12 protein-coding genes are annotated in these 15,550 nt (G+C 37.8%); 8 read left to right on the top strand and 4 right to left on the bottom strand.

All coding sequences use genetic code 11. The annotated features are described in order from the left end of the window. The gene (gene glnE / locus PF272_RS09095) at positions 1–2,907 is read left to right on the top strand and encodes a bifunctional [glutamate--ammonia ligase]-adenylyl-L-tyrosine phosphorylase/[glutamate--ammonia-ligase] adenylyltransferase (protein ID WP_271142500.1); all 2,907 of its coding nucleotides are present in this window, start codon (positions 1–3) and stop codon (positions 2,905–2,907) included. Positions 2,908–2,909: 2 nt separating this feature from the next. On the opposite strand, the gene folK is transcribed toward glnE, so the two are convergent. The 3 genes from folK to dksA form a co-directional block, all read right to left on the bottom strand. Further along, on the bottom strand, positions 2,910–3,410 hold the full coding sequence (gene folK, locus PF272_RS09090; RefSeq protein ID WP_271142499.1) for a 2-amino-4-hydroxy-6-hydroxymethyldihydropteridine diphosphokinase: 501 nt from the start codon (positions 3,408–3,410) through the stop codon (positions 2,910–2,912). Between the two features lie 3 nt (positions 3,411–3,413). Then, positions 3,414–4,850 (bottom strand): polynucleotide adenylyltransferase PcnB, encoded by a 1,437-nt coding sequence (gene pcnB, locus PF272_RS09085; protein ID WP_413789445.1) that lies wholly within the window; start codon positions 4,848–4,850, stop codon positions 3,414–3,416. Positions 4,851–5,025: 175 nt separating this feature from the next. After that, positions 5,026–5,475: an RNA polymerase-binding protein DksA gene (gene dksA / locus PF272_RS09080; protein ID WP_271142497.1), complete on the bottom strand. Its 450-nt coding sequence runs from the start codon at positions 5,473–5,475 to the stop codon at positions 5,026–5,028. A gap of 359 nt (positions 5,476–5,834) precedes the next feature. Between dksA and PF272_RS09075 the strand changes: the two genes are divergently transcribed. The 7 genes from PF272_RS09075 to pgsA all read left to right on the top strand — a co-directional run bounded on the left by PF272_RS09075 (position 5,835) and on the right by pgsA (position 14,465). Continuing rightward, positions 5,835–8,261, top strand: coding sequence for a DNA internalization-related competence protein ComEC/Rec2 (locus tag PF272_RS09075; protein ID WP_271142496.1), 2,427 nt, complete (start codon positions 5,835–5,837; stop codon positions 8,259–8,261). A 37-nt stretch (positions 8,262–8,298) separates the two neighbouring features. Next, entirely contained in the window at positions 8,299–10,047 is a 1,749-nt protein-coding gene (msbA, locus tag PF272_RS09070) for a lipid A ABC transporter ATP-binding protein/permease MsbA (protein ID WP_271142495.1), read from the top strand. Between the two features lie 11 nt (positions 10,048–10,058). After that, complete coding sequence (gene lpxK, locus PF272_RS09065) at positions 10,059–11,033, top strand: tetraacyldisaccharide 4'-kinase (RefSeq protein ID WP_271142494.1); 975 nt, start codon at positions 10,059–10,061, stop codon at positions 11,031–11,033. A 2-nt stretch (positions 11,034–11,035) separates the two neighbouring features. Continuing rightward, positions 11,036–11,230: a Trm112 family protein gene (locus PF272_RS09060; RefSeq protein ID WP_271142493.1), complete on the top strand. Its 195-nt coding sequence runs from the start codon at positions 11,036–11,038 to the stop codon at positions 11,228–11,230. Between the two features lies 1 nt (position 11,231). Next, positions 11,232–12,008, top strand: coding sequence for a 3-deoxy-manno-octulosonate cytidylyltransferase (gene kdsB / locus PF272_RS09055; protein ID WP_271142492.1), 777 nt, complete (start codon positions 11,232–11,234; stop codon positions 12,006–12,008). Between the two features lie 5 nt (positions 12,009–12,013). Beyond that, the gene (uvrC, locus tag PF272_RS09050; RefSeq protein WP_271142491.1) at positions 12,014–13,837 is read left to right on the top strand and encodes an excinuclease ABC subunit UvrC; all 1,824 of its coding nucleotides are present in this window, start codon (positions 12,014–12,016) and stop codon (positions 13,835–13,837) included. A gap of 73 nt (positions 13,838–13,910) precedes the next feature. Next, positions 13,911–14,465 carry a CDP-diacylglycerol--glycerol-3-phosphate 3-phosphatidyltransferase gene (pgsA, locus tag PF272_RS09045; RefSeq protein ID WP_065233929.1) on the top strand — a complete coding sequence of 185 codons (555 nt, stop codon included), beginning with the start codon at positions 13,911–13,913 and terminating at the stop codon, positions 14,463–14,465. A gap of 65 nt (positions 14,466–14,530) precedes the next feature. On the opposite strand, the gene gntR is transcribed toward pgsA, so the two are convergent. Continuing rightward, positions 14,531–15,532 carry a gluconate operon transcriptional repressor GntR gene (gntR, locus tag PF272_RS09040; protein WP_271142490.1) on the bottom strand — a complete coding sequence of 334 codons (1,002 nt, stop codon included), beginning with the start codon at positions 15,530–15,532 and terminating at the stop codon, positions 14,531–14,533. Positions 15,533–15,550 lie beyond the last annotated feature (18 nt).

Here is a 15,550-nt window from a genome sequence, read left to right as displayed (position 1 = left end):
ATGCAACTTTCGCCAACACAACAACAACGTTTATTCGATCTATTACAAACAGCCCATCTTGATCAACAATATTCACTTCCGCTTGAAATTAATGCTTTACCAACGGGATTAAAACAGATAGCAATAGCAATCTATTTCTCTGATTTTGTTGCGGACACACTGCATAAATATCCAAATTTATTTCAGCAATGGCTTGCTTCACCACCACAATTTTCCGATTGCGATAATTATCAACAACGCTTACGAGAAAAATTGGCAGAGATCACAGATGAAACTCAGCTTTATCAAATATTGCGTCATTTTCGTCATCATGAGATGGCAAAATTAAGTTTTTGTCAGAGCCTAAATTTAGCCAGTGTTGAACAAATTTTCCGTCAACTTTCTGCTTTAGCTGAAGCGATTATTGTTGTGACCAAAGATTGGTTATATGAAAAGTTATGTGCCGAATTAGGAACACCAATGAATTCGGAAGGTGAAGCACAAAAATTAATTATTTTAGGAATGGGAAAATTAGGTGGTAGAGAGCTGAATTTTTCATCAGATATTGATCTCATTTTTACTTATCCAGATCACGGTGAAACCGTAGGCGCAAGACGAAGTATTGATAATGGACAATTCTTTGTACGTTTAGGGCAACGTTTTATTAAAGCATTAGAACAACAAACGATTGATGGCTTTGTGTATCGGGTTGATATGCGTTTACGCCCGTTTGGTGATGCGGGTGCATTAGCACTCAGTTTTGCTTCAATGGAAGATTATTACCAAGAACAAGGGCGAGATTGGGAGCGTTATGCCATGATTAAAGCGCGGATTATGGGGGAAGATAGCAACGATATTAACCATCGCTATTTGAATCAACTGTTACGTCCATTTGTTTATCGCCGTTATATTGATTTTAGTGCGATCCAGTCCTTGCGTGATATGAAGCAAAAGATTAATGCGGAAGTTCGGCGGCGTGGTTTAGTTGATAATATTAAATTAGGCGCAGGTGGAATCCGAGAAATTGAATTTATTGTACAAGTTTTTCAACTTATTCGTGGTGGACGTGAAAAGAGCTTACAACAACGAGAGTTATTAGCCATCTTACCGAAATTAGTCGAGTTAGACTTGTTAAAACAGTTGGAAGCGAACCATTTATCACAAGCGTACCTCTTTTTAAGACGAGTGGAGAATGTATTACAAGCGATTAATGATCAGCAAACTCAACTGTTGCCAACCAATGAACAGGATAAACAACGCTTAGTTGAAGCTTGCCGTGCATTTACTTATTTTAATCAACAAGGGCAGGTGGTGACGCTAGAGTATCCAATTTATGATTGGCAAAGTTTTTATCAAATTTTGACTCAACACCAACAAAATGTGCGAGAAGTGTTCCACCATTTGATTGGCAGTGAAGATGAAAAAGATGAAGCGACCGAAAGTGAATGGCAGGACTTTCTTGGTATCAGTTTTAATTTGCAAGATGTGACCACGTTATTAGCTTCATTGGCAATTGATAATCAGGAAAAAATTGCTGAAGATCTTTGGCAGTTTAAACAAGATATCTTACGCAAATCTATTGGTGTTCGAGGACGGGATGTATTAGAGCAGTTGTTACCTGTATTAATTGATGAAATGCTAGCAATGGAACAAGCGGCAGTATTAGTTCCTCGGATTTTAGAAATTATTGGCCGAATTGCAACACGTACTACCTATTTGGAATTGCTACGTGAAAATCCAAATTCACGTACATTATTAATGAAATTGTGTAGTGCTTCGCCTTTTGTGGCAAGACAGATTGCAGATTATCCACTGTTGTTAGATGAGTTATTAAATCCTAATACCTTATTATCACCACCGCCATTTACACAGTATCAAGCAGAATTAGAACATTATTTGTTACGTGTACCACAAGAAGATGAAGAACAGATGATTGATGTGCTGCGCCAATTTAAGTTAGCAACGCAATTACGTGTTGCTGCTGCTGATATTTTAGGTGCATTGCCTGTCATGAAGGTGAGTGATCATTTAACTTATTTAGCGGAAGCGATTATTGCGAGTGTCGTTAATTTAGCATGGCGACAAGTCACACAGCGTTTTGGTACGCCGGATCATTTACAAGGTGATGAGAAATCGTTCTTAGTGGTTGGTTATGGAAAACTTGGAGGCATTGAATTAGGGTATAAATCAGATTTAGATTTAGTATTTTTATATGATGCACCGGCGAATGGTCAAACTGTTGGGGGGAAACGTAGTATTGATAGTGGGCAGTTTTATTTACGCTTGGCACAAAAGATTAATAGTATCTTTAATATTAATACAAATTCTGGGATTTTATATGAAGTCGATATGCGATTGCGTCCTTCAGGCAGTGCAGGGTTGTTAGTCAGCTCAATTCATGCGTTTCATGATTACCAACAAAATGAAGCTTGGACTTGGGAGAAACAAGCCTTAGTCAGAGCAAGAGCAGTATATGGAGAAACAGTGATGCGTCAGCAGTTTAATTCAATTCGCCGTGCCGTGTTATCGACAGCTCAAGATCAACAACGTTTAAAAAACGATGTGCGAGAAATGCGAGAAAAGATGTATGAACATTTATCGCATACTCCAGCAGGTTACTTTGATATTAAGAAAGATCGTGGCGGGATTACCGATATTGAATTTATTGCACAATATTTGATGTTAGCAAATGCACCAACAACCCCAGAATTGGCAACTTGGTCTGATAATGTACGTATTTTTGAGGATATGGTGAAATACCAAGTGATTTCAGCCGAAATTGGACAACGCTTAACAGATATTTATGTTGAACTACGCAACCACATTCACCATTTAAATTTAGCTGGCAAAAATTCAGTAGTGGAAGAAATGCCTTTTGCTGAAATGCGTACTTTTATTGGTGAAGTGTGGCAACAGTTATTTGATTAATGTTATTTAGGAGAGAGTGGATATTGTGCCACTCTCTGCATCGTATGCTGACGAAAAGGCATTACTGCGGTGGCAAGTGATTCACCATCAGGCAGTATCAGTTGTGGTGCAATATCAAATAACGGGATTAGGACGAATTCCCGATTTTTCATCTCTTTATGCGGTACGGTTAAACGTTCCGTATCAATAATTTCCTGATTGAATAACAAAATATCAAGATCGAGTGTGCGTTCACCCCAACGGCGTAAACGTATTCGCCCTTGTTGTTGTTCAACTGATTGTAATAGGTCAAGCAGCGCAAGCGGCTCAAGGGAGGTCTGTATTTGCGCAACTGCATTTACATAATCAGGCTGATCTTGTGGACCAAGCGGTTTACTAGAATAGAGCGGGCTGACCGCAATAAGTTGAATAGCGGGCTGCTGTTGTAAATAATCTAAGGCAGTAGTCAGTTGTAAAATAGGTTGATTGAGATTACTGCCTAAAGCAATGTAAACATTATTCATCAGTTATTGTTTATTTTCACTAAAGCGTCTTTTCTTGCGATTGTTACGGTAACGACGACGTGGTTTGCGTTTATTTGGCACACCATGTTCAGCTTGTCGTTTTTGTTGAATTTGGATTAATTCATTACGTTGTGAAGTATTACTTTGTTGATATTCGTACCACCATGTTGCTAATTCGATCGTTTCACCATGCTCAATTTCAGCACGTAAAGCAAGTAAGTCATAAGCAGCACGGAATTTTTGGTGTTCCAAGGTTAATTGTGGACGTTTACCGGTGCGTTTAGTAAATAACAGTTGTAATGACCAAATATCGCGAATAGTTGCGGTATGACGACGTAAAATAGCAACGCGTTGGCAGACGAGATGGAGTAAATCATTACTTGCCAAAGAATAAGCATCAAAATTATTCAAACCACCTTCATTTTTTAAGATTTCAATTCGTTCACGTAACGGATACCAAAAGAATGCTGCAAATAAAAAGGCAGGATTAATTCTTAAATGGTCTGCAATACGTTCATCCGTTGAGCGTAATGCTTTGATTAACATCTTTTCAGTAAATGAATCGCCGTTTTCAGTGAAAAATGGCGTTAATACAGGGAAAAGTTGTTGGAATAATTGATATTTATAAAGGAGATGATAGGTTTTTTCACCTTGCCCAGTTTGTAGTAATTTTAATGATTCATCGAATAAACGTGCTGCTGGGATATTTTGTAGTAATGGTGCAAGTTCATAGATTGGTTGTTCACAACGTTTATCTAAAAACATTTCTAATTTTGCCATAAAGCGAATTGCACGTAGCATTCGCACAGGATCTTCTTGATAACGTTGAACAGGATCACCAATTAAAACTAAACGGCCTGCACGTAAATCTTTAATGCCATTAAAGAAATCATATAACTGATCTTTGTTTGGATTGTAATAAAAAGCGTTCACTGTGAAATCACGGCGTGCAGCATCATCTTCTAAATTACCATATACGTTATCACGCAATAACATACCTTCCGCACTTTGTTTAGCAAATTGATCATTATTCACGGTATCGTGTGCTGCACGGAAAGTTGCTACTTCAATGATTTCTTTACCAAACAGAATATGCGCTAAGCGGAAACGATGCCCAACTAACCGGCATTGACGCTGAAAGATCTTCTGAATTTGTTCAGGACGTGCATTGGTCGCAATATCAAAATCTTTAGGGGTTTTCTCTAATAAAATATCACGTAAACAGCCACCAACAACGTAGGCTTCAAAACCATTATTTTGTAATTTTTCAATAACTTGAAGAGCTTGACGGCTGATAAGATGAGGATAAATACCGTAATCTGAAGCTTTTAGGATATGTGAACGATGCACAGCAGAAGATGCTTTGCGTTGTGATGTTTTCTTTCTTTCTGTTTGTTTTTTCTTGCTAGTTTCGATTGTGGGTTGACTAGCAGGCTGGATAGTTTCCTCTTTCGTATTACTTTTATGAAAGAGTTTACGAATATAATTAAAAATAGTTCACCTCAGTTATGACTTATCTGTTTCTTATTAAAAATAAGAACCTCTCCCTAATTAAATTAGGGAGAGGAAAGCGAATTTTTCGTTACAATACATTGAGTTAAACGATGGTAAAAAATTAACCACCGATCTGTTTTTCACGAATTTCTGCAAGTGTTTTACAATCAATGCAGAGATCTGCTGTTGGTCTTGCTTCTAAACGTCTGATCCCGATTTCTACACCACAAGATTCGCAATAACCAAAATCTTCTGATTCAATCTTTTTAATGGTGCGTTCAATTTTTTTCAATAACTTACGCTCGCGATCACGGTTACGTAATTCTAAACTAAATTCTTCTTCTTGGGTTGCACGATCAGATGGATCTGGGAAATTTGATGCTTCATCACGCATATGCGTAACGGTACGATCTGCTTCACCAACAATTTGAGCATGCCATGCAGTTAAAATCTTTTTAAAATGAAGCAGTTGAGCTTCATTCATATATTCTTCACCAACTTTCTCTTGATAAGGTTCTACATCGGCAAGAGCTAAAATACTTAGTGATGATTTTGGCGTGTTTGCTGTCATGTTTAATCTCTCCTAGACACCAAAATTGATAATACAAGCAACTGTCGGAACTCCATTATGAGCGAGTAATGCATCAATATTTAGGAGGTTGTTAAATACAAATTTCCGCCAATTTTTATACTGCTTGGAGGGGTCTTCCAAAAAGCCGCATATAAATAGCAGAACTTCTAATTTTTAGCAAACGAAATTTGTGAGATTGCTGTTTATTTATACAGAAATTAGAGTGAAAAAAGCGGTTTTTTGTAAATTCTCGAGAGAGTTCACATTTTTGCTGTTTGGTTTTTGTTCAATAAGATAAAAGAAGATTAAAGTGTTTACTTAAAGAATTATGAATCTAAAAATAATTTCATTGTAAAAATATGGAGCGGATTTGTTTAGTTTTGATTGTCGTTTGCCTATCAATTATGTATCTCCCTTTAACTTGGTTACAAGCTTCTGATTGGCAGTTAGGATTAATAATAGTGCTGTCTGTTTGTACCCTTGTATGTTGGTGGAAAAAGAAAAAACAATTGGCATTGATAGTCGTGGCGATAGTGATTTCAGGCGTATGGAGTGTTATCAATATAAAAGGACTAGTGATACAAACTCAGCAAGTACCAGTTTATTTTGCGAATACAAAACCAGTTATCATCAAAATTGAAAAAGTACTTCATCAAGGCGATTACCAAACTGCAATCGCATTATTACAAACGACAGAAGCTGCGGAGCAGTATCGTTTTTATCTTACTTGGCTACCAAAACAACCGCTACAATCAGGGCAAATTTGGCGAGGAGAAATTAAGTTAAAACCGTTTACTTCAAGATTAAATCAAGGTGGATTCCAACGGCAAAAATGGTTTTATGCCAACCGAATTGTGGGAACGGCTAATGTTAAGCAAGCAAGATTATTGTCCGATCAACCTAATTTACGCCAACATTTACTGCGTTTTGCAGAACGGCAATTAAAGGATCACCCTAGTACAGGATTATTATTGGCATTAGGTTTTGCTGAAAAATACCATTTAACACAAGAACAATTAAGACTTTTTCAACAAACCGGAACTGCGCATTTAATTGCTATTTCAGGATTACATATTGGTCTAGTATTTTTCTTTGGGTTGTTAGTGGGACGAGGGATTCAATATCTTTTACCTACTCGCAAGATTACCCCAATCTTACCACTATTATGTGGTGGTGCACTGGCGATCTTTTATAGCTATTTAGCTGATTTCTCTATTCCAACAACGCGAGCTGCTATTGGATTAATTTTATTATTGTTATTACGTTTTCGGCGATGTCATCTTACTTGGTGGCAACTCTATCTTCGTTGCCTTGCCCTTTTTATTATGTTTGATCCCATTATTTTATTAAGTGATAGCTTTTGGTTATCGGCATCAGCTGTTTTCTGTTTATTAGTATGGAATGAATTACTGCCTTTATCCGTATGGCAGTGGCGAGGAAAACCATTATCACAATTAGGAAAGGTACCTTATTATCTGTTGGGTTTGTTGCATATCCAAATTGGCTTAAGCTTACTATTTACGCCAATTACCTTGTTATTTTTTCATGGTATCAATCTACAAAATGTATTAATTAACTTATGGATTGTACCGCTATTTAGTTTATTACTGATCCCTTGCATTTTGCTGTCAATTATTACATTCAATGGCTTAGGAAGTTGGCAATGGTGTGTAACAATCGCAACAAAAAGTTTAGAGTGGTTAATGCCATGGCAAACAACATGGCGTGAATTTTCTTTATCAGAATCATTGTGGGTGAGATTAATTTGTCTGTGTATGGTGCTGATTATAGGGTGGTATGTTTACTATCAGAAGCAGCACTTAAACAAAAATAGCACCTTATTAGCTCAATTACAGCCTCAAATAATCAGTTTTAATCGAGAACAGCTACCAGATATAAAACGGTTACATTATCTGATTATAAGCGTGATAGTGGGCTTAATTTGGCAGTTGATGTTGTTAGGACACCACTATTATCAGCATTGGCAAACAAGATGGTCGTTAGAAATGTTAGATGTCGGGCAAGGGTTATCTGTGTTGATTCGCCAAGGTGATAAAGGTGTTCTCTATGATACTGGAGCAAGTTGGCAAGGTGGAAGTATGGCGGAATTAGAGATCTTGCCTTATTTACAACGTCAAGGGATTAAACTAGAGAAAATTATATTGAGTCATGATGATAATGATCATAGTGGCGGAGCGACTAAATTATTAATGCATTACCCCAAAGCAGAGCTCTATACACCTTCCCAAGTAACTTATGCCAATCGTTCACCGTTACCTTGTATGCGTGGTAAAGAGATGCAATGGCGTACTTTGCGTATTTCGATGCTAGCGCCAGAACAGATTGTCGCCCAAGCTCGTAATCAGCATACTTGTGTATTGTTGATAGAGGATGGGCGGTATCAAGTATTGCTAACAGGGGATTTGGATAGAAAGAGCGAATTGCGTTATTTATCTTTTTTGCCAAAGGTCGATATCGTACAAATTGCCCATCATGGGAGTAAAACCTCGACGAGTCAGCCTTTTTTACAGCAAATTGATGCAAAAATTGCATTAATTTCTTCTGGTTTGGGAAATCGTTGGCATTTTCCACATTCAGAGGTGTTAGAACGTTTAGCGATGCAGAAAATGCAAATTTTGAATACGGGGTGGGATGGACAAATTAGATTATGCTTTATGCGAAATAATGAATTAATCATTACAACTGAGCGTCATCAAAGGACGGCGTGGTTTAACCAGCTGGATGAGGTGGGCGGTTGGAGAAATAGCAGATTAAAGGTAGAATAGCGCTTTAATTTTATTTTTATATCATAAAATTCTTTGTATGAATGATAAAGACTACTCTACGAAAGAGACCTTTAAACGCCTATGGCCAATGATTTGGCAATATAAATTAGGGATTTTAGTTGCAATTATTGCGTTAGTATTTAATGCCTTAACTGAAGCTGGATTAATTTATTTATTAAAACCATTATTAGATGAAGGCTTTGGCAAGGCAGATCTGACTTTTCTCAAATGGCTACCTATTATTGTCATCCTATTAATCATATTGCGTGGATGTACCAGTTTCGTCTCAGATTATAGTTTGTCATGGGTATCAGGCAATGTGGTGATGGTGATGCGGCGAATGCTATTTAAGCATTTAATGTATATGCCGGTGAGTTTCTTCGATCACCAAGCAGCTGGAAAATTGCTTTCTCGAATTACTTATGATTCAGAACAGGTAGCAAACTCTTCGTCTAATGCCTTAATTACTATTGTTAAAGAAAGTGCCACTGTCATTTCTTTATTAGCGTTAATGTTATATACCAGTTGGCAGTTATCTTTAGTGGTATTTGTCGTTGGTCCAGTTATTTCGATTTTGATCCGTATTGTTTCTAAACATTTCCGCCGTTTAAGTAAAAATATGCAAAACTCAATGGGGGAATTAACTGCCAGTGCGGAACAAATGTTGAAAGGGCATCGTGTAGTGCTTTCCTTTGGCGGCCAAAAAGTAGAAGAAGAACGCTTTAATTTAGTTAGTGATGATATGCGTAGAAAAAGCCTTAAAATGATGGCAATGAGCGCAATTTCTGATCCGATCGTACAGATTATAGCGTCTTTTGCTTTAGCGGTTGTGCTTTATCTTGCTACTGTACCAACGATGATGGGGGGACAACTCACTGCTGGCGATTTTACTTTAGTTTTCTCTTCTATGTTTGCTTTATTGCGTCCGTTAAAATCATTAACGAATGTTAATGCACAGTTTCAGCGTGGTATGGCGGCGTGTCAAACCTTATTTGCCATTCTTGATTTAAAGAAAGAAGAAGATCAAGGGCAGTACATTACTGAACAAGTAAAAGGGAATGTTAGGTTTGATGATGTAAGCTTCTATTATGAAGGGAAAGATGAACCTGCACTATCACATATCTCTTTTTCAATTCCAGCAGGTAAAACCGTTGCATTAGTCGGACGTTCTGGATCAGGAAAATCAACAATTGCCAATTTAATTACGCGTTTTTATGACATTCAACAAGGCGCGATTTATTTAGATGAACATAATATTAAGGATTATACCTTAGCCAATTTACGTCAGCATTGTGCTGTGGTTTCGCAACAAGTTCATTTATTCAATGATACGGTGGCGAATAATATTGCGTATGCCGCTACTGAAAAATATAGCCGTGAGCAGATTATTGCTGCGGCAAAAGCGGCGCACGCAATGGAATTTATTGAAAAAATGGAACATGGGTTAGATACCATGATAGGTGAGAATGGAGTTTCTTTATCTGGTGGGCAACGTCAACGTTTAGCTATTGCACGTGCATTATTACGTAATGCGTCCGTGTTAATTTTAGATGAAGCGACATCTGCATTAGATACAGAATCAGAGCGTGCAATTCAGCGAGCATTAGAAGAGCTACAGCAACACAAAACATTACTTGTTATCGCTCACCGTCTATCTACCATTGAAAAAGCTGATGAAATTATTGTTATCGATCAAGGACAAATTGTAGAGCGAGGCACACATCAACAGCTATTACAACAAGGGCAAGTTTATGCACAGTTGCATAAAATGCAATTTGATGGTTAATCAGAGGTAATATGAAATTTTGGTATCAACAGTCGTGGTTACAATGGTTACTATTACCATTCGCTTGGTTATTTCAATTAATCACCTATCTACGGAGAAAGGCTTATCAAACGGGGATTTTTGCTAGTTGGAAAGCACCTTGTCCAGTGGTCGTAGTAGGCAATCTTTCTGTTGGTGGTAATGGGAAAACGCCATTAGTCGTCTGTTTAGTAGAACAATTACAAGCAAAAGGTATTCGTGTCGGTGTTATTTCACGTGGTTATGGTGGATCAAGTACAGAATATCCTTTTTTAGTTTGCGCTAATTCAGATCCACAAAAGACGGGTGATGAACCTGTTTTAATTGCAAAGCGTACCTCAGCACCAGTTGCAATTTCCCCTAATCGCCGTGAAAGTATAGAGTTGTTATATAAAGCTTACCATCCACAAGTGATTATCAGTGATGATGGTTTGCAGCATTATAAGTTACAACGAGATGTGGAATTGGTTGTTGTCGATGGCGAACGCCGTTTTGGGAATGGACATCTATTGCCTGCTGGACCGTTACGTGAGTTACCACAACAACGTTTAGCCGAAGTTGATGCAGTCATCTGTAATGGCGGAATTGCACAAGATGGCGAAATTGCAATGCAATTAGCGCCCGAAGTCGCCATAAATTTAGTCACAGGTGAACAGCGCTTATTGACAACTTTTTCACAAGTCAATGCAGTAGCAGGAATTGGGCATCCTCCTCGCTTTTTTGCCACCTTGCAGCAGCAGGGATTAACATTGGTAAAACAGTATGCGTTTGCTGATCATTATGCTTTTCAAGCAACAGATTTTCAGCCTATTGATAATGCAGAGATCCCTTTATTGATGACAGAAAAAGATGCCGTGAAATGTACCGCTTTTGCACAGGAGAATTGGTGGTACGTTCCTGTTTCTGCACAGATTGAAACAACGCAGTTAAATCATTTAATTGAAAAAATTATGTCTAAGGTCATCTAAGAATGAAACAAAAAGTTATTTCAATGTTAGCTTGTCCGCATTGTCATCAACCATTAAGTTTTGATGCGGAACAACAGCGTTTTATTTGTCAAAATGAACAGCTAGCTTATCCAGTGATTAATGGAATACCCGCTTTATTACCTGAAAATGCGGTACCTCTCGCATCACCTTCTACATCAGAAGCACAAGGAGCCTAAAATGAGTTTTAGTGTGATTATTCCTGCCCGTTATGCCTCTAGTCGTTTACCGGGAAAACCGTTAGCAGATATTGCAGGTAAACCGATGATTCAACATGTATGGGAAAAAGCACAGTTATCTGGCGCTAAACGTGTGATTGTAGCAACGGATCATCCACAAATTGTAGAAGTGGTTAATGCTTTTGGTGGAGAAGTATGTTTGACTTCAGAACACCACTCTTCAGGTACTGAGCGTTTGGCTGAAGTGGTAAGTCAATTAGCGTTGGTAGATGATGAAATCATTGTGAATATTCAAGGAGATGAACCTTTAATCCCACCTGTGATTGTGAAACAGGTTGCGGAAAATTTACAAAAATATCAAGTGAATATGGCAACTTTATCAGTTGAAATTGATGATCCAACAGAGTTATTCAATTCGAATGTGGTGAAGGTATTAACGGATAAAAATGGTTATGTACTCTATTTTTCGCGTGCTGTGATTCCTTGGCATCGTGATCAATTTACTACGGTGTATCAACAGCCAGAACAGATTCCTAATTTAGCGATCGAGCAGCAACATTATCAACGCCATATCGGAATTTATGCTTATAAAGCAGGCTTTATTCGTCAATATGTTACTTGGCAGCCAACAAGCTTAGAAAAATGTGAATCACTAGAACAGTTGCGGGTATTATGGAATGGTGAACGTATTCATTGTGAGCTAGCGTTAGAAGTTCCCGCTGTTGGCGTGGATACAATGGAAGATCTGGTTAAAGTACGAGAATTATTATCACGTTAAAGCCAATGTTTGATGCAAAAGTTTTTCTACGCGATGCGCCAGAGCAACCTGGTGTATATCGGATGTATGATCGTAATGACACGGTTATTTATGTTGGTAAGGCAAAAAATTTAAAAAAACGCCTTTCAAGCTATTTCAGAAAGCAAGTTAGTAGTAAAAAAACAGAAGCCTTAGTTGCTGCGATTGATCACATTGACACCACAATCACACATTCAGAAACTGAGGCTTTACTGCTAGAGCATAATTTTATCAAGCAGTATCAGCCACGTTATAACGTGTTATTGCGAGATGATAAGTCTTATCCTTTTATTTTATTAACGAATGAACGACATCCTCGTATTACCTCTTATCGTGGGGCGAAAAAAATAGCAGGAGAGTATTTTGGCCCTTATCCACACTCATCAGCAGTGCGTGAAACCTTATCGTTAATGCAAAAGCTATTTCCAATACGTCAATGTGAAAATAGTATCTATAACAACCGTTCGCGACCTTGTTTACAGTATCAGATTAAACGCTGTTTAGCGCCTTGTGTTGCGGGTTATGTGAGTGATGAAGAGTATCAACAACAGGTTGAGTTAGCACGATTATTTTTACAAGGTAAAGATCAACAAGTTGTCACTCATTTGATTCAGAAAATGGAGCAGGCTAGTCAAGAATTGGATTTTGAGAATGCAGCCCGCTTTCGTGATCAGATTCAAGCGGTTCGTTCAGTGATGGAAAAACAATTTGTGAGTAATGATCGCCTTGATGATATTGATATTATTGCGATTGCGTATAAATCGGGCTTGGCTTGTGTACAAGTATTATTTATTCGTCATGGTAAAATTTTGGGTAATCGTAGTTATTTCCCTAAAATTCCAGCAGATACGACTTTATCAGAAGTTATTGAAACCTTTTTAGGGCAATTTTATTTACAAGCGCATCAAGGACGTAGTATTCCAGATAGTATTGTATTAGATCATACCTTAGCCGATAAAAGTATGTTGGAAACTTTACTTAGTGAACAGGCTGGGCGACAAATTCAGATTCAAGATAAAGTGAAAGGGGATAAGAATCGCTATTTGCAGTTAGCACAAACTAATGCCAAAGTGGCACTGACAACGCAATTACAACAACAAGGACGAATTGAGGAACGTTATCAAACGCTACAAACCTTATTAGGTATCACAAAAATTCAACGTATGGAGTGTTTTGATATTAGTCATACTATGGGAGAAAATACCGTGGCTTCTTGTGTGGTATTTGGCGCAGAAGGGCCATTAAAAGCGGAATATCGCCGTTTTAATATTGAAGGGACTCATGGTGATGATTATGCAGCGATGGAGCAAGCATTATATAAGCGTTATGACAAAGATCTGAGTGCCGATAAAATTCCTGACATCATTTTTATTGATGGTGGAAAAGGACAATTAAATCGAGCCTTATCGGTATTTGAACAATTAAAGGTAAGTTGGAATAAAGATAAACCGCTTCTGATTGGTGTAGCAAAAGGGGTTGATCGTAAAGCTGGTTTAGAAACTCTATTAATCGGTAGTTCAGAGCGCGAGATTCATCTCGAACCTGATAATTTAGCCTTACACCTGATTCAGCATATTCGTGATGAATCGCATAATCATGCAATTTCAGGACATCGTAAGAAACGGCAAAAAGCCTTTATGCAGAGTGGTCTGGAGAGTATCGAAGGTGTTGGGGCAAAACGCCGTCAGGCATTATTAAAATATCTTGGTGGTTTGCAAGGTGTCAAAGCGGCTACTGTGGAAGAAATCGCTTCAGTTCCGGGGATTTCTCGGGCATTAGCCGAAAAAATTTTTGAAATTTTAAAACATTGATTTTGCTTATAGGCAAAGCCAGTGAATATGTTTACAATAGTGATGCGTAGTGTTAAGTGATCTGGTGATCAAGATGAAATTAAATATTCCAACCTTTTTAACCTTTTTTCGAGTTGTACTGATTCCATTCTTTATTATTTTATTTTATTTACCTTTTAGTTGGGCGCCATTATGGACCGCAATTATTTTTACCGTAGCGGCAGTAACTGACTGGCTAGATGGTTTTTTAGCGAGAAGATGGAAACAAACAACGCGTTTTGGTGCTTTTCTTGATCCTGTTGCTGATAAAGTGATGGTGGCAGCAGCGTTAGTGTTAGTAGTACAACACTACCATGTATTTTGGATTACCATTCCTGCTATTGTAATGATTTCTCGAGAAATTATTATTTCTGCATTACGTGAATGGATGGCAGAATTAGGTGATCGTAATAAAGTTGCGGTGTCTTGGTTAGGTAAAGTAAAAACGACCTCACAAATGATAGCGTTAATTGGTTTATTATGGCGTTATAACCCAACCATGGAGATCATTGCTATCATTGCCTTATATGTGGCAGTGATTTTAACCGTATGGTCAATGTGGCAATATTTATCTTTAGCCAAAGAAAGTTTGCTAAAAGAAGATGAGTAAACAATTAATTAAAAAAATTGCCTTAGTTAGTCGCTAAGGCAATTTTGTATCTGGCTTTTGTAAAATCAAATACTTTCACCAATATGAATATGATAGCCGAGATCAATAATGCTACTTTGCTGTTGGATACCATTAATGCGATTTAGCAACTCTTCTGCTGCACGTTGGCCAATAGCAAGACGTGGGGTAATTACACTGGCGAGTTGAGGATTCATAGCCTGCCCAACATCATGACCATGGAAACCAGCAATACCAATCTGTTCAGGCACATTAATGCCTAAACGTTGGCATTCAAATAATGCACCAACCGCTAAGTCATCATTGGTACACATAATTCCATCCATATCAGGATATTTAGCTAATGCTTGATGTAATAATTCTGCACCTAGTGAAAATGAAGAAGGAAATTCAGTGATCATACTATGTGGCGTTAATCCATGTTTTTTCATTGCCAGTTCATAGCCTTGCATTTTAAGTTTTGTCCGTTTATCCATACGGGCAGTAAAATAAATAATATGCTGATGACCACGTTGGATCATTGTTTCCACCATCGCTTGGGCAGCGACAGTATTATCGAAACCGATGACTTGCTGAATGCCTAATTGGTTACTATCCATAATTTCAATCACTGGTATATTAGCGATTTCAATCATTTTTAAGGTTCTGTCAGAGTGTTGATTTTCAGACAAAATTAAACCATCTACATTGTAAGAAAGTAACGATTCAACACGTTGTTCTTCTTTCTCTAAACTATAACCATAGTGGGCCAGCATTGTTTGATAACCTGCTTTATCTGTGATTTTTTCGATTCCTTTAATCACATCAGCAAAAACTTGGTTCGTTAATGATGGTACTAATACACCAATAGCACGACTTTTGGCATTGGATAACATATTTGGCGCACGATTAGGAATATAACCGAATTGTTCAATTGCTTTAGCGATTCTTTCTCGAGTATCAGGTGCAACAGAATCAGGATTACGTAAATAACGGCTAATCGTCATTTTGGTGACACCGAGATGATCAGCAATAGTTTGTAAGGTTGGACGTTTATGTGGTGTGTTCATGATGACAACAAAACAATA

This window comes from Gallibacterium faecale (assembly GCF_027920745.1).
Taxonomy (GTDB): domain Bacteria; phylum Pseudomonadota; class Gammaproteobacteria; order Enterobacterales; family Pasteurellaceae; genus Gallibacterium; species Gallibacterium faecale.
This window is presented reverse-complemented; position numbering and strand designations above follow the sequence as displayed.

Bases quoted from the DNA above. Each gene is read 5' to 3' on its own strand.
- glnE (WP_271142500.1), top strand. From the start codon at position 1: ATGCAACTTTCGCCAACACAACAACAACGTTTATTCGATCTATTACAA.
- folK (WP_271142499.1), bottom strand. From the start codon at position 3,410: ATGAATAATGTTTACATTGCTTTAGGCAGTAATCTCAATCAACCTATT.
- dksA (WP_271142497.1), bottom strand. From the start codon at position 5,475: ATGACAGCAAACACGCCAAAATCATCACTAAGTATTTTAGCTCTTGCC.
- PF272_RS09075 (WP_271142496.1), top strand. From the start codon at position 5,835: ATGGAGCGGATTTGTTTAGTTTTGATTGTCGTTTGCCTATCAATTATG.
- msbA (WP_271142495.1), top strand. From the start codon at position 8,299: ATGAATGATAAAGACTACTCTACGAAAGAGACCTTTAAACGCCTATGG.
- lpxK (WP_271142494.1), top strand. From the start codon at position 10,059: ATGAAATTTTGGTATCAACAGTCGTGGTTACAATGGTTACTATTACCA.
- PF272_RS09060 (WP_271142493.1), top strand. From the start codon at position 11,036: ATGAAACAAAAAGTTATTTCAATGTTAGCTTGTCCGCATTGTCATCAA.
- kdsB (WP_271142492.1), top strand. From the start codon at position 11,232: ATGAGTTTTAGTGTGATTATTCCTGCCCGTTATGCCTCTAGTCGTTTA.
- uvrC (WP_271142491.1), top strand. From the start codon at position 12,014: ATGTTTGATGCAAAAGTTTTTCTACGCGATGCGCCAGAGCAACCTGGT.
- pgsA (WP_065233929.1), top strand. From the start codon at position 13,911: ATGAAATTAAATATTCCAACCTTTTTAACCTTTTTTCGAGTTGTACTG.
- gntR (WP_271142490.1), bottom strand. From the start codon at position 15,532: ATGAACACACCACATAAACGTCCAACCTTACAAACTATTGCTGATCAT.